The 22,267-nt window shown below is 41.5% G+C and carries 25 protein-coding genes; 20 read left to right on the plus strand and 5 right to left on the minus strand.

Annotation, left to right across the window (positions count from 1 at the left end; all coding sequences use genetic code 11):
* Positions 1–55: 55 nt before the first annotated feature.
* The 4 genes from gldF (at position 56) to R2S08_RS18325 (ending at position 4,378) form a co-directional block, all read left to right on the plus strand.
* Positions 56–784 (plus strand): gliding motility-associated ABC transporter permease subunit GldF, encoded by a 729-nt coding sequence (gldF, locus tag R2S08_RS18310; protein WP_316836482.1) that lies wholly within the window; start codon positions 56–58, stop codon positions 782–784.
* Positions 778–2,448 (plus strand): gliding motility-associated ABC transporter substrate-binding protein GldG, encoded by a 1,671-nt coding sequence (gene gldG, locus R2S08_RS18315; RefSeq protein ID WP_316836483.1) that lies wholly within the window; start codon positions 778–780, stop codon positions 2,446–2,448. The genes gldF and gldG overlap by 7 nt, the downstream gene beginning before the upstream one ends.
* Before the next feature lie 34 nt (positions 2,449–2,482).
* On the plus strand, positions 2,483–3,607 hold the full coding sequence (dnaN, locus tag R2S08_RS18320) for a DNA polymerase III subunit beta (RefSeq protein WP_133780198.1): 1,125 nt from the start codon (positions 2,483–2,485) through the stop codon (positions 3,605–3,607).
* Positions 3,608–3,718: 111 nt separating this feature from the next.
* Entirely contained in the window at positions 3,719–4,378 is a 660-nt protein-coding gene (locus R2S08_RS18325) for a DedA family protein (RefSeq protein WP_316836484.1), read from the plus strand.
* Here the strand turns inward: R2S08_RS18325 and R2S08_RS18330 are convergent.
* The 4 genes from R2S08_RS18330 to R2S08_RS18345 form a co-directional block, all read right to left on the minus strand.
* Positions 4,375–5,331 carry a zinc dependent phospholipase C family protein gene (locus tag R2S08_RS18330; protein ID WP_316836485.1) on the minus strand — a complete coding sequence of 319 codons (957 nt, stop codon included), beginning with the start codon at positions 5,329–5,331 and terminating at the stop codon, positions 4,375–4,377. The two genes, R2S08_RS18325 and R2S08_RS18330, sit on opposite strands and share 4 nt — an antisense overlap.
* 42 nt (positions 5,332–5,373) lie before the next feature.
* On the minus strand, positions 5,374–7,227 hold the full coding sequence (gene dnaK / locus R2S08_RS18335; RefSeq protein ID WP_316836486.1) for a molecular chaperone DnaK: 1,854 nt from the start codon (positions 7,225–7,227) through the stop codon (positions 5,374–5,376).
* A gap of 83 nt (positions 7,228–7,310) precedes the next feature.
* Entirely contained in the window at positions 7,311–8,402 is a 1,092-nt protein-coding gene (locus R2S08_RS18340) for a DUF3810 domain-containing protein (RefSeq protein ID WP_316836487.1), read from the minus strand.
* The gene (locus R2S08_RS18345; protein ID WP_316836488.1) at positions 8,402–9,736 is read right to left on the minus strand and encodes a dihydroorotase; all 1,335 of its coding nucleotides are present in this window, start codon (positions 9,734–9,736) and stop codon (positions 8,402–8,404) included. Before R2S08_RS18345 ends, R2S08_RS18340 begins: the two co-directional genes overlap by 1 nt.
* Positions 9,737–9,842: 106 nt before the next feature.
* Between R2S08_RS18345 and R2S08_RS18350 the strand changes: the two genes are divergently transcribed.
* The 4 genes from R2S08_RS18350 to R2S08_RS18365 are packed head-to-tail and all read left to right on the plus strand — an operon-like array spanning position 9,843 to position 12,185.
* Positions 9,843–11,156, plus strand: coding sequence for a DEAD/DEAH box helicase (locus R2S08_RS18350; protein WP_133780203.1), 1,314 nt, complete (start codon positions 9,843–9,845; stop codon positions 11,154–11,156).
* Positions 11,129–11,437 carry a hypothetical protein gene (locus R2S08_RS18355; protein WP_316836489.1) on the plus strand — a complete coding sequence of 103 codons (309 nt, stop codon included), beginning with the start codon at positions 11,129–11,131 and terminating at the stop codon, positions 11,435–11,437. Before R2S08_RS18350 ends, R2S08_RS18355 begins: the two co-directional genes overlap by 28 nt.
* Before the next feature lies 1 nt (position 11,438).
* Positions 11,439–11,771: a gliding motility protein GldC gene (gene gldC / locus R2S08_RS18360; protein WP_108555058.1), complete on the plus strand. Its 333-nt coding sequence runs from the start codon at positions 11,439–11,441 to the stop codon at positions 11,769–11,771.
* A 3-nt stretch (positions 11,772–11,774) separates the two neighbouring features.
* Positions 11,775–12,185: a hypothetical protein gene (locus R2S08_RS18365; protein WP_316836490.1), complete on the plus strand. Its 411-nt coding sequence runs from the start codon at positions 11,775–11,777 to the stop codon at positions 12,183–12,185.
* A 9-nt stretch (positions 12,186–12,194) separates the two neighbouring features.
* Here the strand turns inward: R2S08_RS18365 and R2S08_RS18370 are convergent, their stop codons facing one another.
* Positions 12,195–12,710, minus strand: a complete 516-nt coding sequence (locus R2S08_RS18370; protein WP_316836491.1) for a DUF421 domain-containing protein — start codon at positions 12,708–12,710, stop codon at positions 12,195–12,197.
* Positions 12,711–12,830: 120 nt separating this feature from the next.
* Between R2S08_RS18370 and R2S08_RS18375 the strand changes: the two genes are divergently transcribed.
* The 12 genes from R2S08_RS18375 to R2S08_RS18430 all read left to right on the plus strand — a co-directional run bounded on the left by R2S08_RS18375 (position 12,831) and on the right by R2S08_RS18430 (position 22,248).
* Positions 12,831–13,493 (plus strand): heme exporter protein CcmB, encoded by a 663-nt coding sequence (locus R2S08_RS18375; protein ID WP_108555056.1) that lies wholly within the window; start codon positions 12,831–12,833, stop codon positions 13,491–13,493.
* A 14-nt stretch (positions 13,494–13,507) separates the two neighbouring features.
* Complete coding sequence (ccsA, locus tag R2S08_RS18380) at positions 13,508–14,167, plus strand: cytochrome c biogenesis protein CcsA (RefSeq protein WP_133780291.1); 660 nt, start codon at positions 13,508–13,510, stop codon at positions 14,165–14,167.
* A gap of 1 nt (position 14,168) precedes the next feature.
* Entirely contained in the window at positions 14,169–14,387 is a 219-nt protein-coding gene (locus R2S08_RS18385; RefSeq protein WP_316836492.1) for a CcmD family protein, read from the plus strand.
* Between the two features lie 149 nt (positions 14,388–14,536).
* Positions 14,537–15,958 carry a Glu/Leu/Phe/Val family dehydrogenase gene (locus R2S08_RS18390; RefSeq protein WP_133780208.1) on the plus strand — a complete coding sequence of 474 codons (1,422 nt, stop codon included), beginning with the start codon at positions 14,537–14,539 and terminating at the stop codon, positions 15,956–15,958.
* Positions 15,959–16,067: 109 nt separating this feature from the next.
* Complete coding sequence (gene msrA / locus R2S08_RS18395) at positions 16,068–16,730, plus strand: peptide-methionine (S)-S-oxide reductase MsrA (RefSeq protein ID WP_316836494.1); 663 nt, start codon at positions 16,068–16,070, stop codon at positions 16,728–16,730.
* Positions 16,731–16,870: 140 nt separating this feature from the next.
* Positions 16,871–17,281, plus strand: coding sequence for a cytochrome c maturation protein CcmE (locus R2S08_RS18400; protein ID WP_316836495.1), 411 nt, complete (start codon positions 16,871–16,873; stop codon positions 17,279–17,281).
* An 8-nt stretch (positions 17,282–17,289) separates the two neighbouring features.
* Entirely contained in the window at positions 17,290–19,764 is a 2,475-nt protein-coding gene (gene ccsA, locus R2S08_RS18405; protein ID WP_316836496.1) for a cytochrome c biogenesis protein CcsA, read from the plus strand.
* Positions 19,761–20,528 carry a Rossmann-like and DUF2520 domain-containing protein gene (locus R2S08_RS18410; RefSeq protein ID WP_316836497.1) on the plus strand — a complete coding sequence of 256 codons (768 nt, stop codon included), beginning with the start codon at positions 19,761–19,763 and terminating at the stop codon, positions 20,526–20,528. Before ccsA (R2S08_RS18405) ends, R2S08_RS18410 begins: the two co-directional genes overlap by 4 nt.
* Before the next feature lie 39 nt (positions 20,529–20,567).
* Positions 20,568–20,900: a 2Fe-2S iron-sulfur cluster-binding protein gene (locus tag R2S08_RS18415; protein ID WP_108555049.1), complete on the plus strand. Its 333-nt coding sequence runs from the start codon at positions 20,568–20,570 to the stop codon at positions 20,898–20,900.
* 20 nt (positions 20,901–20,920) lie between these two features.
* Positions 20,921–21,163: a Fe-S cluster assembly protein IscX gene (iscX, locus tag R2S08_RS18420; RefSeq protein WP_133780211.1), complete on the plus strand. Its 243-nt coding sequence runs from the start codon at positions 20,921–20,923 to the stop codon at positions 21,161–21,163.
* A 3-nt stretch (positions 21,164–21,166) separates the two neighbouring features.
* Entirely contained in the window at positions 21,167–21,694 is a 528-nt protein-coding gene (locus R2S08_RS18425; RefSeq protein ID WP_316836498.1) for an HAD-IIIA family hydrolase, read from the plus strand.
* 158 nt (positions 21,695–21,852) lie between these two features.
* Complete coding sequence (locus R2S08_RS18430; RefSeq protein WP_316836499.1) at positions 21,853–22,248, plus strand: DUF4890 domain-containing protein; 396 nt, start codon at positions 21,853–21,855, stop codon at positions 22,246–22,248.
* The last annotated feature ends 19 nt before the right edge of the window (positions 22,249–22,267 follow it).

A 22,267-nucleotide genomic window follows, 5' to 3' on the forward strand; every position in this document is an offset into this window, starting at 1 on the left:
AAGCCTTCTTCATTTAGACGATATTTTTCTAACTTCGGCGTCATTATATAAATGCATGTACGCAGTTTTTAAAAGAGAATTATTTGCTTTACTGAATTCCCTGATGGCCTATATCACCATCGGTGTCTTTTTACTGGCAGCAGGGTTATTGCTGTGGGTTTTTCCAGACACTTCGATTCTGGATTATGGCTATGCAGAGCTTAATGGCTTTTTTAGCCTGATTCCATTCCTCTTTATTTTTCTGATCCCGGCCATGACCATGCGTTCCTTTGCCGAAGAACGGAGAGAAGGTACATATGTATTATTGGTTATACGGCCCATTACCGACTGGCAGATTATCCTGGCTAAATATTTTGCCTGCCTGACCCTGGTGTTGTTTTCACTGCTGCCAACGCTGATCTATTATTTTTCTGTATATCAGCTTGGATTGCCTTCCGGAAATATTGATACCGGTGCGGTTATCGGATCCTATATTGGTTTGTTGCTGTTGGGCAGTTCGTTTACTTCAGTAGGTGTCTTTGCTTCTTCATTAAGTAAAAACCAGGTTATTGCTTTTGCCATAGCTGCTTTTATATGTTTTTTTTGCTACACCGGCATTGATGCGATGGGAAAGATCTTTTCCTTACAATCATTTGAAACGCTATTGAACAACCTGAGCGTAAATGCACATTATCAGTCATTAGGCAGGGGAGTACTGGATACCCGTGACGTGCTCTATTTTCTCACGTTTGATGTGCTTTTCCTAAGTCTAACCCGTTTTGTGATCGGAGGCAGAAAATGGTAAGATCGAGAGGTGTTCAGTTAATTGCCGTAATTGCAGTACTGATTGGTCTGAATATAACTGGTCAATACTTATACACCCGGTTTGATTTTACCAAAGAACACCGGTTTACATTGAGTCCTAAAACCCAGGAAGTTTTAAATAAGCCGGTCAAAGAAATTAAAGTGACTGTTTTCCTGGATGGGGATTTGCCTCCTGCATTTAAAAGACTAAAAAATGCCGTTCAGGATCTGCTGGCGGATTATAAAGCCAACTCCAAAACAGACTTAAAAATTGTTTTTGCAGATCCGATATCAGGTTTACCGCAAAATGAACAAGATACAGTGATCAGCCATTTGTATCGTATAGGTGTAGAACCCACAAGCCTTAATATCAAAACGGATAACGGATTTACACAAAAAACGATCTTCCCTATGGCGGTTGTCCAATGTGATAACCGGCAAATTCCTATAAAGCTGTTACAGAATCAGGCCGCTGCAGGGGGATATGAAGAAAATATCAATAATTCCATTCAGAACCTCGAGTACGCCTTCACTTCAGCTATAAAAAAGGTTGTTACGGGTGAAAACCCCAGAATTGGTTTTACCGAATCCAATGGAGAACCATCAGACGCCTATTTGGATGATGCCATAAAAAGCCTCTCTGAAAGTTATGAAACTGGAAGGGTCAATTTAAAACTCATTGATCAGGCAGGCCTGGATAAGCTGAAAGTCCTTTTTATCGTCAAACCCCGCGAAGAATTCTCAGAGGCTGAAAAATATAAGATCAATTATTTTGTGATGAAAGGGGGCAGGGTGGTCTGGAGTCTAGATCAGGTGAGTGCAGATCTGGATAGTTTGAAAGGAAAAGGAGAACAACTGGCTTTTAACAATAAACTGAGGCTGGACGATCAACTTTTTACTTATGGTGCAAGGATCAATTATAACCTGGTGGCAGATGCCAATTGTGTTGAAATCCCCCTGGCTATGGGTAATACACAACAAATCCAGTTGGCACCCTGGGTTTATTATCCTTTGATGCTCCCGGATTCTGCCAGTGATCTGGTTAAAAATATAGATGCTATAAGAAGCGAATTTTCCAGTACGGTAGATACCATTGGGGTTAAGGGCATTAAAAAACAAGTGATCCTCAAAAGTTCTGCATTCAATAAAGTGCACAACACGCCTATGCTGCTGGCATTGCAGACCGTGGCCGAACGTCCGGATCCCAGAGAATATGCCAGTACACCTAAAACTCTGGGGGTATTATTGGAAGGCCGGTTTCCTTCTCTTTTCCTGAACCGGGGCGTACCCGAAGGAATACCTGTTCCGTTTGAAACCCCCGATCTGAGCCAGGCTACTAAAATGGTGGTGATTGGAGACGGAGATATTTTTAAGAACCAGGTTAGTGCAAAAGACGGGTCGGCCTTTCCCCTTGGATTTGACCGGTACACCCAACAGAATTTCGGAAATAAATCATTATTATTAAATATTGCAGATTACCTGGCTCATGATGATAATTTAATTGAATTGAGAAATAAAGAGGTTAAGATCAGGTTGTTGGATAAAACTAAAGTACATGCAGAAAGGCTGAAATGGCAAGTCCTGAATGTTGTTTTCCCAATATTGGTGTTGATATCGTTCGCAATTTTTCAACATTATTACCGTAAACGTAAGTATGCAAGGTAATTTTTATATTTTTGAGAATTGACAAGATCATATTATGAGATTTATAGTTTCCACTTCAACATTATTAAAACATTTACAAACGGTTAATGGTGCGTCCAGCAGCAGTACTGTTTTGCCTATATTGGAGAACTTCCTTTTTGAAATTAAAGAAGGCAACTTAACCATTTCAGCTACGGATCTGCAAACCAGTATGACCACTTCTCTCCCTGTAGAGTCAAAAGAAGGCGGTAAAGTAGCCGTACCGGCCAGAATTTTACTGGATACTTTGAAAACCCTTCCGGATCAACCTATTTCTTTTAATATTGATGACAACTCTTTCTCTATTGAAATCAGTGCGGGTGATGGTAAATATAAATTAAGCGGAGAAAATGGAGATGATTTCCCTAAAATACCGGTTGTAGAGAATGCCTCCTCTGTAAATTTACCGGCATCAGTATTAACTGAGGCTATTACCAAAACCATTTTTGCAGTAAGTAACGATGAATTGCGTCCAGCAATGACAGGTGTATTCTGTCAGTTATCTGATCAGCATATCACCTTTGTGGCAACTGATGCCCATAAATTGGTGAGATACAGAAGAATGGATAGTAAAGCGGATAAAACCACTTCCTTCATTTTGCCTAAAAAAGCTTTGACCTTGTTAAAAGCTGCATTACCAAACGGAGATATTAACGTATCTGTTGACTACAATGCAACCAGTGCCTTTTTCAAATTTGAGAACATTAACCTGGTTTGTCGTCTGATTGATGAGCGTTATCCGGATTACGAAGCCGTTATTCCTGCCAACAATCCAAATAAACTGGTCATTGATCGTGCTTTGTTCCTGAATACCTTAAGAAGGGTAGTTATTTTTGCTAATAAAACCACACACCAGGTTCGTTTGAAGATCAGCGGAAGTGAGCTGAATATTTCTTCGGAAGACCTTGATTTTGCAAATGAAGCGCATGAGCGTTTAAGTTGCCAGTACGAAGGAGAAGATCTTGAAATTGGTTTCAATGCAAAATTCTTAATTGAGATGCTGAGCAATCTTTCTGGTGAGGAAGTAACTTTGGAACTTTCTACACCAAACCGTGCAGGACTGTTGATCCCGCAAACCAATGATGAAAATGAAGATGTTTTGATGCTGGTGATGCCAGTCATGCTGAACAGCTATAACTAATTATATTTATTTCAGTTATAAAAAAAATGGCTTGTATTAAATAAGCCATTTTTTTATAATGATCATGGTAAATACCCTGATATTCCTATTTTTGGATTTAATTATACTGCCTTGGAACTTTTCTCACAATTATTAGACTTTATTCTCCACATTGATAAACACCTGGAGGAGATCATCAGGGATTACCAAACCTGGACTTATCTTATCCTTTTTCTGATCATTTTTGCAGAGACAGGATTCGTTGTTACTCCATTTCTGCCTGGAGATTCCCTGTTGTTTGCTATGGGTACTTTAATTGCTGGAGAAAATACAGGGTTAAATATCTGGGTCATGTTGCTGATTCTTATTGCAGCCGCTATTCTTGGTAATAGTTTAAACTACAAACTGGGTAGTATTCTGGGGATAAGGGTATTTAGCGAAAAGAACAAAATACTGAAACTCGAATATTATCATCAATCACACGAGTTTTTTGAAAAGCACGGTGGTAAAGCAATCATTTTTAGCCGTTTTCTGCCCATTTTCAGAACAATAGCCCCATTTGTTGCCGGAGTTGCCAAGATGCCATTTGGCAGGTTCACTTTTTACAATGTAATAGGAGGTGTGGCCTGGATTGCAAGTTTATTACTGGCTGGTTATTTCATTGGTCAGATTCCAGTTGTGAAAAAGAATTTCGACATCGTGATCATCGTGATTGCTGTAGTTACATTCCTTCCCGCAATACTGGCAGCAGTTAAATCAAAATTGAAAAAGAAGGAAAATAAAGCGGTCTAGTATTCACGTCCGATAATTGATCCCTTTTCGTATTTTAAGTTTTCCAAGGTTTCTGCTTGCCTTTCTTCTGAGGTAAGGTCAGTTCTTTTGAGTTGCTCCATATCCGGCTGGCCTGCGTCAACCCAAGCAGAATACCAGAAGGAACCGATATATAGGATAGCCAAACGCATCTGACGTTCTACCATATGGTTCATGGCCTCATGATAAGCTTTGGAATAATCTTCGGAGTATTGCCTGGTCAACAAGCCTTTTCTTTTGGAAAAACTATATTTTCTATAATGGGGAAAGCTCAGACTTAACCTGGCTTCCAGTTTCAAAACAGAATCCACTAAGGTGTGCGTATGGCTGACCATATTCCAGGCTTCCTGCAATGGCTGGTTAACGTAGAAGGCCTTACCAACCCGGTAATTATAACGATCCGCATAGAGCTCCGGCAACCTGCTTTCCCAGAAGGCATGGATGCCCACCTGGTTTGTAAGTTGTCCATTGTGGTTGTTGGTTGTATGCAGTGGTACATGTGCATCGGCAATGTAATGCCCCAATTGGGCAGAACAGACCAGTATTTTAACAGAATCCTTTTGTTTAAAGGCATTAACCAGTTTCAGATAGCTTCGCTGAATATGCCAGGGGAGTATTCCATTTTCCTGTAACATTTTCCTACCATATTTTTTTAAAGCAAGATCCCACTTTCTTGGAATACTGTCTATGCAATTTTCATAAGCTTCCACATCGAGGTAATGTCTTGGGGCTTCTGCGGTGTCTGCATATCTTCTCTTATCCGGATCAACCGCGTGATCTGATAAATAAGTAATGTTGGATTTGTAAAAGCGGCTGATGCCCTTAGGTAGGGTAAATACAGCCAGGCGATTGATTTGCCTATGGGCATAAAATCCCCAGGATCCGAAAACGAGCAGTGTTCCCGTCAACGTTACGTAAATAAAGACTTGCTTCATTTACGTAAAATTAAAGATCGGGAACGGAATATTTGCTATGCCTTAAATAGATTTACCTTTCATGGCCTGGGCCACAGCGAGGTCCATCAGGCGCTCAGCAAATGGTCTGGTAAATTCATTCAGCTCATCTGCTTTTTTAAGGATCTCATCTTTACCACCAGTCTGTAATGCAGATTTCAAAGCCTCAATATGGGTCAAAGTATCTTTTCTTTCTTCTTCAGTCAGCACCTGCCCATTCTTTTCTACAAAACGGTCTGCGGTATAAACCAGTTGTTCTCCCTCGCCCTTAGCTTCAATCAGCATACGCTGTTCTACATCACTCTTTGCATAGGTAATGCTGTCAATCAGCATTTTTTCTACGGCATCATCCGTTAAACCATAAGAAGGAATGACTTCAATCTCCTGTTTAACTCCTGAGCGCAGTTCAATGGCTTGAACAGTTAAAATACCATCCGCATTTAAGACGAAATTAATATCCACTTTAGGTAATCCCGCAGGCATGGAAGGAATCCCTTTTAAATCAAATTCGGCTAGTTTTCTGTTCTCCTGCACCAGGTCACGTTCGCCCTGGAAGACTGATATTTTCATGTTGACCTGACCATCGATAGAGGTGGTATATTGTCTGCCTGCTTTTGTAGGTACTTTTGCATTTCTGGGGATGATCACATCCATTAAGCCGCCCATGGTCTCTATACCTAAGGAAAGTGGGGTTACATCGAGTAAGAGGATGTCAGAGCGATTTCCCGCAAGGATGTCGGCCTGTATCGCAGCACCAAGAGCAACTACTTCATCCGGATTGATCTGGTCATGAGGTTCGCGGTTAAAGAAAGTACTGACTTGTTTTTTAACAAATGGTGTTCTCGTAGAGCCACCCACCAGGACCACTTCATCAATATCAGCAGCATTGAGTTTGGCATCTTTAAGGGCTTGCTTACAAGAGTCCAGCGTTTGCTCAACTTTGGAAGAAATCAAGTCTTCAAATGTATTTTTATCTATGCTGCACCAGATATCACCCAGCTTCTCATTAAATAAATTCTGTGTAGACAGGGCTTTTTTTGCCTCTTCGGCCTTAAGACGAAGTTGTTGCATCAGGCCAGCATTCTCTTTCAGTTGTTGCTGGTCCAGTTTATTCTTTTCAATCCAGTAATGGACAATAGCCCGGTCAAAATCATCTCCACCCAGGAAGGTATTGCCGTTCGTTGCCAGAACTTCGAAGATTCCATTTTGAATGGATAAAATAGAAACATCAAATGTGCCTCCACCCAAATCATATACGGCAATGGTTTTCTGCTGAGCAGGATCTAAACCCAGTCCATAGGCCAGGCTTGCCGCTGTTGGTTCATTTACAATTCTTAAAACATCCAGACCAGCCAGTTTACCCGCATCACGGGTGGCCTGGCGCTGGCTATCGTTAAAATAGGCCGGAACTGTAATTACAGCCCGGTTTACAGGTGTTTTTAAAGCATGTTCTGCCCGGCCCTTAAGTTCCTTTAAGATCTCTGCAGACAACTCGATGGGCGTATAAAAGCGATTTCCAGCTTTGATCTTGACCAATGCATCCTGATCATCATCAATGATTTTGTACGAAAAGGTATCCTGATGGCTGGCTACATCCTTATAAGAACGACCAAGTAAGCGTTTTACAGAAAAAATGGTGTTTTCCGGATCTGTAATTAAAAATTCTTTGGCATCATTTCCAACAAGGGCATCGCCCTGGGCATTAAAATGAACCACTGAGGGTACCAGAAGACCTTTGCCCAGGTCATTGATCACTTGCGGATGTTTCTCAGGATTGATAAAAGCAACCAAACTGTTTGTTGTTCCTAAATCAATTCCAACGATGATCTCTTCTTGTTGTAAAGAACCCGTTGCCAGGTTAATGGATATTTTTGCCATAGTCTGGCAAATTTAGGAATGTTTTTAATGCTTTTCTTATTTAAACCGCTAATTTGATGTTTTGGTGATGAAAGCCTGCTGTCTTATTTTAATTCTTTCTCATGGAAATTATATACCCAGAGTACAATATCCTGGTAGCTGTTTAATCCTTTCTTTTGATTGTTTAATTTTAAAAAATTATCAAAGGCTGCTCCAAAATAATCGACCATCTCGCCATTATATTTTCTCCAGAACTCCCGGTCTTTTTTGTAGTTCAGAAGTACGGCGGGATGAATGGTTTTATATAATACTTTATAATCCTCCGGAGATTTCATGCGGATTTCGAACAATACGTTTCTTAATATAGAATAATAGCCGGAATAGCGAAAGTCAGGATCAGCACTGCTCGTTGAAACCAGGTAGCCCACCAGGTTGGCCTCATCTTCTCTTGCTACCCCAATCTGATGAGCAATTTCGTGGCAGGCGATAAAAGGCAATTCGGCAGGAGGAATGCGCATATTCACATTGGCCTCTCCGGAAAGCGGGCTGTAATAACCTTCAATTCCAATCTTAGTGATGACCCAACTGTTCAGTACAGGTTTTACTGAAGGTCGGGTATAATCGAAAAATGCTTGTTTCTGCGCCATCAGATCATAGGCCTGTTTGGCGCCTTGCCGAAGCTCTGCAATAGTGTAAGCCGTTTTTTGATCGGCAGGCCGTTGGTCTTTCAGCTGCTGTAATTCATTGATCCGGCCAATCAAAAAATTTCCAAGCATCACCAGTTCTTTTACGTTGTATTTTTTATGGCCGATGGCCAGAGTAGAAGATACAGATGGTCTGGAATAATTCAGGCCCCAAAGAAGTTTAAAAGCGATATAAAGGATCAGTAGAAAGTTCAAGAGCTGTAAGGGAATCAATACGCGGTGTTTACGCTCAAGTCCTTTTTTGTATAGCACTTTACTGAAAAGCCACAGCTTCCAGATCATATAGCCGATCAGCAGCAGGTACAAAAAATCGCCCAGTGCAAACGGAAACAGAAAACTGACCGACCTTAAGGCTACAGAAATAAGCGGATAAAGACCATCGTAATACCAGCTTTCGGTTAAACTGCTGCTCAGCCCCCAGGCAAAAATTAAACCTGCCAGGACAAGTTCGATGAGGAATTGCCTTAAAGCAGGTTTATAAGTTTTGTTCATTATCTGTTAAAGGTTAAGCGGCGTCCTTTCTCATTCGTGGTGAATTTTCCTTTATGGTAGGCAAGGTTACCGGACACAAAGGTATGGGTAATGTCTGATTGGAATACCTGACCTTCAAAAGGTGACCAACCGCATTTGTACCAAATGTTTGCGCGGGTTACCTTAACAGGGTCATTTAGGTTAACCAACACGAGATCTGCCCAGTAACCCTCCCTGATAAAGCCTCGCCGGTCAATATTGAAACAAGTAGCCACATTGTGTGCTGTCTTTTCAGCGATCTGTTCCAGGGTTATTTTTTTCTGATGATACATCTCTAATAAAGCGGAGAGCGCATGTTGTACCAGGGGGCCACCAGAAGGTGCCTGCAGATAGGGCTGTTCTTTTTCTTCAATGGTATGAGGAGCATGGTCTGTTGCAATGATGTCAATATGGCCATCCAGTACACCTTTTAAAATGGCATCTTTGTCCTGCTCTGTTTTTACAGCCGGATTCCATTTAATCCAGTTTCCTTTTTCAGCATAATCCCGGTCATCAAACCAAAGGTGATGTACACAGGCTTCTGCAGTAATTCTTTTATCCTTCAAAGCGGTTTTGCTGTCGAACAGCGCAACTTCTCTGGCTGTGGAGATGTGTAAGATGTGTAAGCGGGTATTGTGCTTTTTAGCGAGCTCAACAGCCATAGAAGAGGAGGTATAACAAGCCTCAGCACTTCTGATCAGCGGATGCATGTCGATGGTGATTTGATCCCCGTATTTTTCCTTATAAATGGCCATGTTGCGGCGTATGGTCTGTTCATCTTCGCAGTGCGTGGCAATCAGCATAGGCGCTTCCTTAAAAAGGTTCTCTAAAACTTTTGCATTGTCAACCAGCATATTGCCGGTTGAAGACCCCATAAATACCTTAATGCCGCATACATTTTTAGGATCTGTTTTAAGAACCTCTTCCAGGTTGTCATTAGATGCCCCCATAAAGAAGGAGTAATTGGCCAGTGATACATCAGAAGCAATTTTATACTTGTCCTGCAGCAGTTCCTGGGTTAATGTATTTGGAACAGTGTTGGGCATTTCCATAAAGGAGGTTATGCCTCCTGCAACAGCAGCCATGCTTTCCGAAAAAATGTCCGCTTTATGCGTCAATCCGGGTTCCCTGAAATGTACCTGGTCATCAATCATTCCAGGAAACAGATGTAGCCCTTCGGCATTGATCTCCAGATCGGCGCTTTGGCTGATCGAAGGAGCGATCTTTTCAATAAATCCGTCTTTGATCAGGACATCGGCAATAAATATCTGGCCCTCATTGACCAAAGAAGCAGCTTTTATCAGAATAGTATTCATAGGCTTCAAAATTAGGAAAAAAATTAAAATCAATTCTATAAATTCAGGCTGATGATGAGTATACAGTTTTCTCAGCCACTAAATAAATTTTGACTATTTTTGCAAAATGCCCAAAAAATTCGAAGAGTTTAACCTCAACCGACAGATCCTAAACGCCGTAGAGGACGCGGGGTTTACTGTTGCCACCCCAATACAAGAAAAAGCCATTGCGCCGGTACTCTCCGGACAGGATATTTTTGGAATTGCTGAAACAGGAACCGGGAAAACTGCTGCCTATGTTTTACCTATGCTTATGCAGTTGAAATATGCACAGGGCGATTCCGCAAGGGCTTTAATTCTTGCTCCGACCAGGGAACTTGCTATGCAGATTGCAGAACAGGTACAGCTGTTTTCTAAATATACGGACCTCCGCTCTGTAGTGATCTTTGGCGGAATAGGCCCTAAAACTCAGATCGAGAAGCTCAAAGGAGGTGCCGATTTGATCATTGCCACACCAGGAAGATTTTTAGATCTTTATCTGGCCGGACATATCAATACCCAATACCTGAAATTCTTAGTGCTGGATGAAGCCGATAAAATGATGGATATGGGCTTTATTGGTTCCATCCACCGGATACTAGAGGTAGTTCCCCGCAGAAGACAAAACTTGCTGTTCTCGGCCACTATGAGTGATCTGGTGCAGAAAATTGCAGGAGATTTTCTAAAACACCCAACTATTATTGAAGCCTCAGCACAGGCTACGCCGGCTTCTACGGTCACCCAGTCTCTGTACGAGGTGCCCAATTTTAAAACCAAGATCAATCTGCTGCAGTTCTTGCTTAAAAATGATGAGGAAGTAAAAAGGCTCATCATCTTCTGCAAAACTAAAACTGTGGCCGATAATATTTTTAGCTTTATTGAGCGCAGGTTTGGACCGGAAGCAGTTCGGGTCATCCATGCCAACAAAGGACAAAATACGAGGATCAACTCTATCAACAGTTTCAAGGAAGGAAATATTCGTGTGCTGGTAGCCACCGATGTTGCCTCACGGGGAATTGATGTCAGTGAGGTCAGCCATGTGATCAATTTTGATGTACCTATTATTATCGAAGATTATGTACACCGTATCGGACGTACAGGAAGAGCCTTCGCAACAGGTGAGGCACTCACTTTTTGTACAGAAGCTGAAAAATATTACATCAGGAAGATAGAAAAATTGATCAGACAACAAATTCCTGTTGTAGCTTTGCCGCCTGAAGTTTTTGTGGAAGAAACACCATATGACGAAAGACAAGCCATTGCAAAGGAAATAGATCTTCAAAAGAGAAAGGATGATCCCGATTTTAAAGGAGCATTCCATGAAAAGAAGAAAACATTTCCACCGGCCGGAAAGAAAAACGACAGGACACCTCCATGGAAGAAAAAGAAGTTCAAAAAGTAAAGCAATCTGCCATCCGGCTTACACCGCTTAATATACTTGCTGCGGGAAGTCTGGTTGCTGCTTATTTTTTTCTGACAGGAGATGCCTCAGGAGCAGGGATCGAAAAGAAAGTAAACTGGCTGTTTGCTGTACTTTGTTTATTTGCCTGCCTGGTGGCCATCATTTCAGATCTGATCTTCCGGAAAGCCATTCCCTCGCTGAAAAAGCTTTGGGTAGTGGAATGTACCCTGATCTTGTTTACCCTAGTTTTGATACTTATTATAAAAACCATCATATTTTAAAATGAAGAAAGCTGAAATAAAAATCACTGTAGAACTGGATGATAATAACGTGCCCGAAAATCTGTTGTGGGAATCAACTGATTCAGAAACTAAAGAGCAAGTTGCGGTAAAATCTATGATGCTTGCCCTGTGGGACCACAATTACAAAAACTCTTTGAGGATTGATCTCTGGACTAAGGATATGCCGGTAGATGAAATGAAAAGATTTTTTTATGAAACGCTGCAAACCATGGGAGATAGCTTTCTGAAAGCAACCGGCGAAAAATTAATTGTAGAAGACCTGCGGGATTACTGCGCTCATTTTGCAGATAAAATGGGGATTACACAACAATAAAAAATGAGGATTCAGGGAATTTTAGGTGCAGTAATTATGGCTGCTGGTGGGTTATGTCCACTCATCAGGGTACCCATTATGGGCAACTGGAACTATTTTGATATTGATCAGACGCTGGCTACAGTATTCTATTGCCTGGTGACCATAGCGCTGATTGGAGCTTTGCTCCAGAAAGCGGGGTTAATCCGTTTTGCCGGATGGGCTGGTATAGGGCTGGTGCTCCTTACGCTGGCGGGGGTATATTTCAAGTCTCATGATTATTTCAGCTTTGTGCATTTCAAGAAGGTCATCAATTTTGCGGCCGGTATGGTCAAATACAAATGGGGATGGCTGGTTATTTTTGCAGGTACCTTATGCCTGATCAGTGTCAGGAAACCCAAAGTATTTAATACAGAACAGGCGCCAGTAATCTAGCGCCTGTTCCTAATTTAAGCCACCCAGGGCTTTTCTCTTTTTCTTTCTTTTATACTGCGTATGTTTCAGTGAACCTTCTCCACTGATGATGCTGATATTGCCATCGGCCTCCAGGATAGCCAGTTTAACATCCTTATAACGGTCAACACCATGTTCCCTGCAGGCTTCCTGTAATTCTTCATTGGTAATGTCCAGTGCACTCAACTTGTCAAAATCTAATTTTCCATCGTGGATCAGGATCTCTGGTTTTTGCAGGACCAGGTCACGAAGGCGTTTGTTTTTGAACATGAACTTCTTTAAAACATAGTTGAGCAGGAACAGCACAGCAGCAGCACAAAGCCCACCCAGCAGACTCGAATCTGAGCCGACCATCGCATTTTGAACCGCATTACTAATTAAAAGAATCAGGACAACATCTGTAGTGTTTAATTGCGAAAGTTCTTTTTTTCCGGTCAGACGGATGGCCACCAGCATAAACGCATATACAGCCAGGCTTCGCAGTGCAATATCTAAATAAGGGTTCATTGCTTCATGTTTTTGTGCGCTGCCATATTTTATCACGGCAATACAATATTATTGATATTTAAATTACAAACGGCGCTAATGAATTAAAAATAAGTGATTAAAAATTATCTTTGCCCCAAGATGCATTTATTAAACCAGGTAAAATACCTCATTAAAAAAGAAATACTACTGGAATGGCGGTCAAAATACGCCATAAATGGTGTTTTATTGTATGTAGTCTCTTCCGTATTTGTATGTTTTCTGTCTTTTATTACCATTGACAACAAAATCACCTGGAATGCCTTATTTTGGATCATTATCCTTTTTTCATCTATTAATGGTGTTTCCAAAGGCTTTTTGCAGGAAACCAAGGGGCAGCAGCTGTACAGCTATATAGTGGCCAGCCCTATAGCAATTATCCTGGCCAAAACGATTTATAATATTCTGCTGATGCTGGTCCTGACCACCATAGCCCTGGCAGTATATACAACTGTTTTTAGTTATGTACCTGTCGACTTTTTGATGTTCTATGTGGCTGTTGTATTGGGGAGTTTAAGTTTTTCTACCATTTTTACTATGGTTTCGGCTATCGCAAGTAAGGCTGGCAATGGCGGAATGCTGATGGCTATCCTAAGTTTTCCGGTCATTATTCCTGTACTTATTGTATTGATCCGGCTGGCAAAGAATGCCATTGACGGGCTGGACAGAAGTGTGAGCCTGGATGAGATCGGTATCTTGCTGATGATTAATGTAATGGCCATTTGTGCATCTTTATTGTTATTTCCTTACCTTTGGCGCGATTAAATATGAACGGATTTATGTACAAAAGCTGGTGGAAGATCTTAGGATCTGTAATTGTTATATATACAACAGTGGCCGGTTTACTGTTGGGCGTGCCCCATCTGCCAATTTTAAATGAGACCATCAGGAACCTCTATTTTCATGTGCCTATGTGGTTTGCCATGCTGACACTTTTTTCCATATCCGTTTTTTATAGCATTAAACATTTACTGACCGGCGACCAGGCCGATGACCTGCGGGCAGTGGAGAGTGTGAATGTCGGTGTGGTTTTCAGTTTACTTGGGCTGGTCACCGGCTCTCTTTGGGCCAAATATACCTGGGGCCAGTACTGGAGTTTTGACGTTAAACAGAATTTTACCGCTGTGGCCATCCTTTTGTATTTTGCCTATCTGATTTTAAGGAACGCGATTGATGAGCAGCAAAAAAGGGCCAAGATCTCCGCTATTTATAATATTTTCGCTTTCCCAATGATGATTGTACTGATCCTGGTTTTACCAAGGCTATCAGATTCTCTGCATCCGGGTAATGGCGGAAATCCGGGATTTAATAAGTATGATCTCGATGAGAGAATGCGGATGGTATTGTATCCGGCCTTTATTGGCTGGTCCATCATCGGTTACTGGATTTATACAATTCGTTTTAGAATCCGTTCCATAGAAAACCAACAAAACTCATAACATGAAGAAGTTTATAGTGGCTTTTGCCCTTTTGTTCAGTTCAGTACAGCTGTTTGCTCAGACAGATAGTGTAGAGATGGCTGATGTACTGCGTAGCAATGGAAAAATATACGTTGTCGTGCTCTGTATCGTGATTATCCTGGTAGGATTGTTGTTTTATCTGTTTTCGCTGGATCGCAGATTAAAAAAAATTGAAAAAAAATCTACTGGTAAAAACTAATTTTAAACTGTTTAAGGCCAGTTTTTGCTGCATCTTAGCTGTGGTGTTGTGCATACACTAAGTCGTTTTTTATTTGCATTAATCACTTTTTTTAATGCAATTTTGCACCAAAGAATAAGAACTTATTTCAAATTCATAAAAAACAAATAATGGCTAATACAGCAAACGAGACCAATTTTTTTACAGATGTTTGTAAAAATTTTGACAGTGCCGCACAATTCACCTCCCATCCGGAAGGTTTACTTACCCAAATCAAAGCTTGTAACAGTGTGTATCGTTTCCAGTTTCCAATTCGCAGAGGAAACGGATTTGAAGTTATTGACGCCTGGCGTGTAGAGCACTCTCACCATATGAGCCCAACCAAAGGTGGTATCCGTTACAGCGATATGGTAAACGAAGATGAGGTAATGGCACTGGCGGCTTTAATGACCTACAAATGCGCCATCGTTAACGTACCTTTTGGAGGCGCAAAAGGAGGGATCAAAATCAACCCAAAAAACTATACAACAGGGGAACTGGAGAACATTACCCGTCGTTATACTACAGAATTAATTAAAAAGAACTTTATCGGTCCTGGTATCGACGTTCCTGCTCCAGATTATGGATCCGGTGAGCGTGAAATGAGCTGGATCGCAGATACCTATATGACCATGAATCCGGGACAGCTGGATGCCTTAGGTTGCGTTACCGGTAAGCCTATTGCTTTACACGGAATCAGAGGCCGTAAAGAGGCCACCGGCCGTGGTGTAGCTTATGCCGTAAGAGAATGTGTAAGTGTAGCGGAAGACATGAAGAAAATCGGTCTGAAGGCAGGCCTAGGCGATAAAAAAGTAATTATCCAGGGTTTAGGTAACGTAGGTTACCATTCCGGTAAATTCCTTGCAGAATTTGGTGCAACCATCGTTGGACTTTGCGAATTCGAAGGTGCCATCTACAACGAAAATGGAATAAACATTGACGAAGTATTTGCACACCGTAAGCTGACAGGATCCATCCTTGGTTTCCCTGGTGCCAAAGAATTTAAAAATTCAATGGAAGGTTTGGAACAACCTTGCGATATTTTGGTTCCTGCTGCTTTAGAGAACCAGATCACAGAAGAAAATATCAGAAATATCAAAGCTAAAATCATTGCAGAAGGCGCGAACGGACCAACTACTCCGGAAGCAGAAGCCATCTTCACTGAAATGGGCGGTATCATCATCCCGGATATGTATTGCAACGCGGGTGGTGTAACTGTATCTTACTTTGAATGGTTGAAAAACCTTTCTCACGTCGCTTTTGGACGTATGGAAAACCGTTATGCAGAAAATTCCAATGCCAACCTGATCAATACACTGGAAACATTAACTGGAAAAAGCATCCCTGCGGAACACCGTTCTATGCTGGTTAAAGGTGCTTCTGAGTTAGAGCTGGTGAATTCAGGTTTGGAGGATACCATGATCCATTCTTACCATGAGATCAGAGAGACTTTAATGATTAAACCAGGTGTTCAAACTTTAAGAACAGCTGCTTTTGTTGGTTCAATCGACAAAATTGCTGTTTCTTATATGAATTTAGGTATCTGGCCATAATCAGGTCTTGAACCGATAGAAAAAGCCGTAGCGGAATCCCGCTACGGCTTTTTTTTTATTACACAAGTATGAGGATCTTCCCCTGTCAGCTTTCGTATATTTAAGAAACATGAGACCAGACTTCCTTTTTATGATTGCTGCCTTGCTTTTTCTGGGAGGCTGCACCTCAGATACTCAACATTTGCAAAGCCGCAACGGGTTTGCCGTCCTCCCGGCACCTCAGAGAAATGAAAAGGTAGCCGATTTTGCCGGAGGTTGTTTCTGGGCAATGCAGGAATGCATGCTGGAACTCAAAGGTGTACATAAAGTGATTAGCGGATATGCAGGTGGGCAGACCAGAAATCCGGATTATACTGCTGTTTCCGCAAAAAATACCGGTCATGCAGAAAGTGTGCAGGTCTATTACGATCCTTCTGTAATTAGTTATGAGCAATTGGTTTCCGCTTTTTTTTACGCGCATGACCCAACTCAAATGGACGGGCAGGGCCCAGATCTTGGCTCTGATTACCGGTCAATTGCCTTTTACCGTTCCCCACAAGAATATAAGACCATCAGAGTTGTGATGGATAAAGTAGAGCAAAGCCATTACTATGCAGATCCATTGGTTACCGAATTAAAACCTTTTGAGGTATTTTATCCTGCAGAAATGGCGCACCAGGATTATTACAGAGCACATTCCTGGGAACCCTATATCCGCCGTGTTTCCAAACCTAAAGTCTTAAAAATGAGAAGCCATGTGCCTTCTTTGGTCCGGTCTGAATACCTTCATTGAAGCGGCATTGTTTTTTATTGTTTACTTTTTGTCAGAGAACTATCAATAAAATGTCATCAATTGGAATAGAGGGCTTTCCAAAGTGATTAGGCGGGTATATTTTTTATATTTGTGGTTATTCTTTTAACAGGTAAGTATCCATGAGAAAAAGTGCAATTATAGGCTTAATCACAATCGCAATTTGTGTGGGGTTTTTGGTAAGCTTAAATGCTGACACCAGTAATTATTCGACCTTTACAGAAGCCGCTAAAGATGCCAGAGAATTCCATGTAATGGGCTACTGGGAAAAAAACAAAGGCATGTACTATGATGCACAAAAAGATGCCAATCACTTTGCTTTTTATATGAAAGATTCTAAAGGACAGGTGAATAAAGTAGTTTATAATGGTGCCAAACCTCAGGATTTTGAAAGATCCGAAAAACTTGTCCTCATCGGGGAAATGAAGAACGATACTTTTTACGCTTCTAAAATATTGATGAAATGTCCTTCCAAATACAATGATAACCTTGTGGAAGTGAAGCGGGACGGACAAGTAAAACAATACAACTAACACATTTAATGGATATACAATTTGTTGGAGAAAACCTCCTTCCCGGCAAGATCGGGCAGTTTCTTATTGTTCTGGCGTTTTCAGCCTCTTTGCTTTCAGCATTATCTTATTTCTTTGCCGTAAAAAATAAAGAACCAGAAGAGCAAAAATCCTGGCAACGTTTAGGAAGGATTGCTTTTGTCATCAACTGGCTGAGTGTTATTGGTATAGGTTCAACTTTGTTTTATCTGATCCTGAATCATTTTAATGAATATTATTACGTTTATTTCCATTCTTCAAAAGCTTTACCTGTTTATTATATTGTTTCTGCCTTTTGGGAAGGACAGGAGGGAAGCTTCTGGCTTTGGGCATTCTGGCAATCTCTGCTGGGTGTTATACTGATCAGGAAAGCTAAAAACTGGGAAAATGGGGTGATGACTGTGGTGGCTTTTTCTCAGGCCTTTTTAACATCTATGTTGTTGGGGGTAGAGATTTTCGGTGAACGTATCGGAAGTTCACCTTTCATCCTGCTCAGGGATGCGGTGAACCTGAAAGACATGGCACCAGTTGTTTTTGCTAACCCTGAAAATTTCAAGAATTACCTTAAATTCATTACCGACGGGCGCGGTTTAAATCCATTGCTGCAAAATTACTGGATGGTCATCCATCCGCCAACCCTTTTTCTTGGTTTTGCGAGTATGGTAGTTCCTTTTGCTTATGCCGTTGCCGGACTATGGCAGCGTAAATATAAAGACTGGGTTAAACCAGCTATGCCATGGGCTTTATTTGCCTGTATGATCCTTGGAACAGGTATTATCATGGGGTCTTTCTGGGCCTATGAGGCACTGAATTTTGGCGGCTTCTGGGCTTGGGATCCTGTAGAAAATGCTTCGATGATTCCATGGCTCATGCTCATCGGTGGTGTACACGTGATGATCGCTTACAAGAATACCGGACATGCCTTTTTTACAGCAATAGTTCTGGTCCTGCTGAGCTTTATTCTCGTATTGTATGCCTCCTTCTTAACCAGAAGTGGTATTTTGGGTGAAACCTCGGTGCACTCCTTCACTGACCTGGGCATGTTTGGACATCTGATCCTGTATAACGTGGTTTTCCTGGCCATTCCCGTCTACCTGCTGATCTCCAGATGGAAAGAATTGCCGATCACCAATAAAGATGAGGAAACCTATTCCAGGGAGTTCTGGATGTTTATCGGTGCCCTGGTTGTTACAGTAGCTTGTATCCAGGTGATTTTCTCTACCTCAGTTCCCGTATTCAATAAAGCTTTTGGAACCAATTTCGCACCTCCAATAGACGCTATTAAATATTATAACCAATGGCAGGCACCTTTTGCCATTCTGGTGACTATTATATCTGGTTTCTCACAGTTCCTGAAGTACAAGCGAACAGATACCCGTAAATTCTACAGCAGCCTGATTGCATCCATCATCATTTCCCTGGTGGTGACCGCGTTGTTTGTTTGGGTAACAAATGTTTATAATAATCTGATGTATATTCTGCTGAGCTTTAGCTGTGTATTTGCCATCTTGTCTAATGCCCGTGTCGTTGTGCAGGGCTTTGGAGGTAAGGGTAAACTGGTTGGAGCTGCGGTGGCCCATGTGGGATTTGCCTTATTGCTGCTTGGGGCTTTAGTTGCTGCTGCGACCAGCAAACCGATCTCGATCAACGATACGAATTTCATTCCGGTAAAGGACTTTGAAAAAGTAGAGAAACCGGGTCAGAACATTGTTTTGTATAGAAATGAGCCTAAAAAGATGGGCCGGTATACGGTTACCTATGTAAGTGATACAACCGTTGCGCCCAATACTTTTTATAAGCTGAATTTTAAAGTGATGGACGAAAAGACCGGAGCCATTAAAGAAGATTTCGACTTGAACCCACATGTTCAGGTGAATGAAAAGATGGGATTGATTGCCTCTCCGGATACCAAACACTACCTGACTTTTGATATCTACACCCATATTACCAGTGCGCCAGATAAACAGGCAGCGCATGCAGGTCACGACGGACATTCAGAGGAAGAAAACTATAAAGCACCACGGGTACTGAACGTAAGTACCGGTGATACGATCCATACCAGTAGTGGGGTAATTACCGTTCAGAACCTGAACTTTAAACCTGTGGCTAAAGATCTTAAACTGGATGCCAAAGACGTAGCTGTTGGTTTGCCACTGGAAATTAACCTGAACGGAAAAATCTATAAAACAGAGCCGCTGTTCCTGGTGAAAGGTAATAATACTTTCGATTTTGCAAGGAATATTGATGAACTTGGCCTTCGTGTCAGGTTTACCAAAATCATTCCTGATCAGAAGAAAGTAGAACTTCAGGTGTACGAAAAACCACAACAAGCTAAAGACTGGGTCGTATTTAAATCTATAGAGTTCCCATATATCAATTTATATTGGGTGGGAACTATTGTGATGGTTGTCGGATTCTTTATTTCTATTTTAAGGAGGAAAAAAGAACTAAAACCTTTAAGATGAGAATAGTCTGTCTGGGATCCGGAAATGTAGCCACACATATGGCTCTGGCTTTTAAATCGGCGGGTGCCGAACTTCTGCAGATCTGGAGTAAGACTTTAAGCCATGCAGAGGTACTTGCCGTGCAAACAGGAGCAACAGCAACAGACAAGCTTAAAGATGTAGACAGGAACGCAGATCTATATATCATTGCTGTTAAGGACGATGCTATTGCTGAAATAGCAGACAGTTTAAAAGGTGTCTGGGGGCTTATTGTCCATACCTCCGGGGCAACCTCCATCGATGTATTTAAACCCGCTGCGACCAAGCATTTTGGGGTGCTTTATCCACTGCAAACTTTTTCTAAAAGTAAAGCTGTCGACTTTAGCAAAATACCCTTATGTATTGAAGCCGGAACAGCGGAGAGCCAGGTTTTGCTCAAAGAAATTGCAAAAGCCATCAGCCCCCTGATATACGAAGTGAGCAGTGCAGACCGGAAGCTGCTGCACCTGGCGGCAGTATTTGCCTGTAACTTTACCAATCATCTTTACCATCTGGGGCAGCAAATCCTGCAGCAGAACGAACTGAGTTTTGATTTGCTGAGGCCATTGATCCTGGAAACAGCGGAAAAAGTACAGACAGCTTTGCCTTATGATGTACAGACAGGACCGGCCGTTCGTGACGACAAACAAACCCTGGAAAAACACCTGGAATTACTGCAGAACATGCCTGAACTGGCAGAAATTTATAAAACACTAAGCAAAAGCATTAAAAAAACATATCTATAACCGAATTGCCGTTTTTGCTTCTTATTTTTGACACACATTATGAGTATTTTTAAATTAAGAATAAATTTTGAAGAACAAGGTAAAGATCCAATTGAACTTCCTATTACCGGTGGAGAATCGGTACTGGATGCTTGCCTTGACCATGGAATAGAATTACAGCACAATTGCGGTGGGGTATGCGGTTGCAGTACCTGCCACGTGTATGTGACCAAAGGAATGGACAATATCCAGGAAATCTCTGATAAAGAAGAAGATTTCATTGACAGGGCTGTTCGTCCAAGGATCACCTCAAGGCTGGGCTGCCAATGTGTAGTCATTGATGGAGATATAGAGGTAACCATACCAGACCAATCAGAGTTTTTAGGCCATTAATCAAATAGAAACAACCATTTATGCAAGATAAATTTGCGCTTCCGATTTACTGGAACGACCATGAAGATATAGCTCAGGAGCTGTATGAAAAGTTTGGTGATGATTTTAACGAGGCGAAAATCTACCGCATCCGCTTTACAGAATTGATAGAGTGGGTACTGGAACTGCCTAATTTTAAAGGAACCAGAGAAGAAAGTAATGAAGGCCATCTGGAGCAAATCCAGTCTGCCTGGGTTTATGAATGGAGAGATAACCAGGATTAAACGATGTTTCTGCAAAAACTCAAAGAGATCAGCACCTTCATCTTCGATGTAGATGGTGTATTAACCAACGGCGATATCTTAGCAACTGATAGCGGAGAGTTTTTGCGCACATTTAATATAAAAGATGGTTATGCCCTGCAATTGGCCGTCAAAAAAGGCTATCAGGTTTGTATCATTTCCGGTGGCAGCGGTGCAGCCATGCAAAAACGCTTTGATGGCCTCGGAATTAAACATGTTCATTTGGGGGTATCCGATAAAGTTAAAGTCTACGAGGATTTCCTTCATCAGCATCAGATCACAGATGCTGAGGTGCTTTATATGGGTGATGATATCCCTGATTATAAAGTGATGAAAAGGGTTGGCCTGCCCACCTGTCCGGCAGATGCTGTTGAAGAGATCAAATCCATATCTATGTATATATCTCCGCAAAAGGGCGGGCGCATGGCTGTTCGGGATGTCATAGAAAAAGTACTTCGGGTACAAGAGAAGTGGTTTGATGAAAATCCTTCTGCCGTCGATTCCGGCAAATAAAATCAGTCAACATCTTTCTTTTTTTTCTGCAACAAATTAATTACAATTTGGGATTAAACCCTGTGTATCTTTTTTCCTCTAAACAATTACAAAACACATACATTGGGAATCCCGATAAGGAGATTTCAGCAACATTAAAACTAAAAAAAAGAAAAATTATGAAAAAGTTATTGATGATCTTCTGTTTGTTATTTAGTGTAATCACTTTTGCAAACGCACAAGGCGGCCGTAAAATGGCGGATCCGGCTGAAAGAGCTAAAAAATCTACAGACAGACTGGCTGAAAAATTGAGTCTGAATGACGATCAGAAAACAAAAGTACTGGCCATTTACACTGATCAGGCTACACAAATGAACAAAGCTTGGGAAGACAGTAAAGAAGACAAGGGCGCAATGAAAACCAAAGTTGCAGGTATCATGTCAGACAGTGATGCTAAAATTACGGCCTTATTAACTGATGATCAGAAAAAAGCTTATGATGCTTTAAAAGCAGAAAGAAAAGCCGCGATGGAAAAAAGGAGAGGAAACGGAGATAACGGCGGTGGTAGTCAATAATTTTTTTTAGTAAAATAAT

Source organism: Pedobacter nutrimenti (genome assembly GCF_032678445.1).
Classification (GTDB): domain Bacteria; phylum Bacteroidota; class Bacteroidia; order Sphingobacteriales; family Sphingobacteriaceae; genus Pedobacter; species Pedobacter nutrimenti_A.

Excerpts from the sequence above, each read along its gene's own strand:
- R2S08_RS18415 (WP_108555049.1), top strand. The coding sequence starts at position 20,568 with ATGAGTATTTTTAAATTAAGAATAAATTTTGAAGAACAAGGTAAAGAT.
- ccsA (WP_133780291.1), top strand. The coding sequence starts at position 13,508 with ATGTACAAAAGCTGGTGGAAGATCTTAGGATCTGTAATTGTTATATAT.
- R2S08_RS18370 (WP_316836491.1), bottom strand. The coding sequence starts at position 12,710 with ATGAACCCTTATTTAGATATTGCACTGCGAAGCCTGGCTGTATATGCG.
- iscX (WP_133780211.1), top strand. The coding sequence starts at position 20,921 with ATGCAAGATAAATTTGCGCTTCCGATTTACTGGAACGACCATGAAGAT.
- ccsA (WP_316836496.1), top strand. The coding sequence starts at position 17,290 with ATGGATATACAATTTGTTGGAGAAAACCTCCTTCCCGGCAAGATCGGG.
- dnaN (WP_133780198.1), top strand. The coding sequence starts at position 2,483 with ATGAGATTTATAGTTTCCACTTCAACATTATTAAAACATTTACAAACG.
- R2S08_RS18425 (WP_316836498.1), top strand. The coding sequence starts at position 21,167 with ATGTTTCTGCAAAAACTCAAAGAGATCAGCACCTTCATCTTCGATGTA.
- R2S08_RS18350 (WP_133780203.1), top strand. The coding sequence starts at position 9,843 with ATGCCCAAAAAATTCGAAGAGTTTAACCTCAACCGACAGATCCTAAAC.
- msrA (WP_316836494.1), top strand. The coding sequence starts at position 16,068 with ATGAGACCAGACTTCCTTTTTATGATTGCTGCCTTGCTTTTTCTGGGA.
- R2S08_RS18330 (WP_316836485.1), bottom strand. The coding sequence starts at position 5,331 with ATGAAGCAAGTCTTTATTTACGTAACGTTGACGGGAACACTGCTCGTT.
- R2S08_RS18390 (WP_133780208.1), top strand. The coding sequence starts at position 14,537 with ATGGCTAATACAGCAAACGAGACCAATTTTTTTACAGATGTTTGTAAA.
- gldG (WP_316836483.1), top strand. The coding sequence starts at position 778 with ATGGTAAGATCGAGAGGTGTTCAGTTAATTGCCGTAATTGCAGTACTG.
- R2S08_RS18385 (WP_316836492.1), top strand. The coding sequence starts at position 14,169 with ATGAAGAAGTTTATAGTGGCTTTTGCCCTTTTGTTCAGTTCAGTACAG.
- R2S08_RS18365 (WP_316836490.1), top strand. The coding sequence starts at position 11,775 with ATGAGGATTCAGGGAATTTTAGGTGCAGTAATTATGGCTGCTGGTGGG.
- R2S08_RS18355 (WP_316836489.1), top strand. The coding sequence starts at position 11,129 with ATGGAAGAAAAAGAAGTTCAAAAAGTAAAGCAATCTGCCATCCGGCTT.
- R2S08_RS18375 (WP_108555056.1), top strand. The coding sequence starts at position 12,831 with ATGCATTTATTAAACCAGGTAAAATACCTCATTAAAAAAGAAATACTA.
- dnaK (WP_316836486.1), bottom strand. The coding sequence starts at position 7,227 with ATGGCAAAAATATCCATTAACCTGGCAACGGGTTCTTTACAACAAGAA.
- R2S08_RS18340 (WP_316836487.1), bottom strand. The coding sequence starts at position 8,402 with ATGAACAAAACTTATAAACCTGCTTTAAGGCAATTCCTCATCGAACTT.
- gldF (WP_316836482.1), top strand. The coding sequence starts at position 56 with ATGTACGCAGTTTTTAAAAGAGAATTATTTGCTTTACTGAATTCCCTG.
- gldC (WP_108555058.1), top strand. The coding sequence starts at position 11,439 with ATGAAGAAAGCTGAAATAAAAATCACTGTAGAACTGGATGATAATAAC.
- R2S08_RS18430 (WP_316836499.1), top strand. The coding sequence starts at position 21,853 with ATGAAAAAGTTATTGATGATCTTCTGTTTGTTATTTAGTGTAATCACT.
- R2S08_RS18410 (WP_316836497.1), top strand. The coding sequence starts at position 19,761 with ATGAGAATAGTCTGTCTGGGATCCGGAAATGTAGCCACACATATGGCT.
- R2S08_RS18400 (WP_316836495.1), top strand. The coding sequence starts at position 16,871 with ATGAGAAAAAGTGCAATTATAGGCTTAATCACAATCGCAATTTGTGTG.
- R2S08_RS18345 (WP_316836488.1), bottom strand. The coding sequence starts at position 9,736 with ATGAATACTATTCTGATAAAAGCTGCTTCTTTGGTCAATGAGGGCCAG.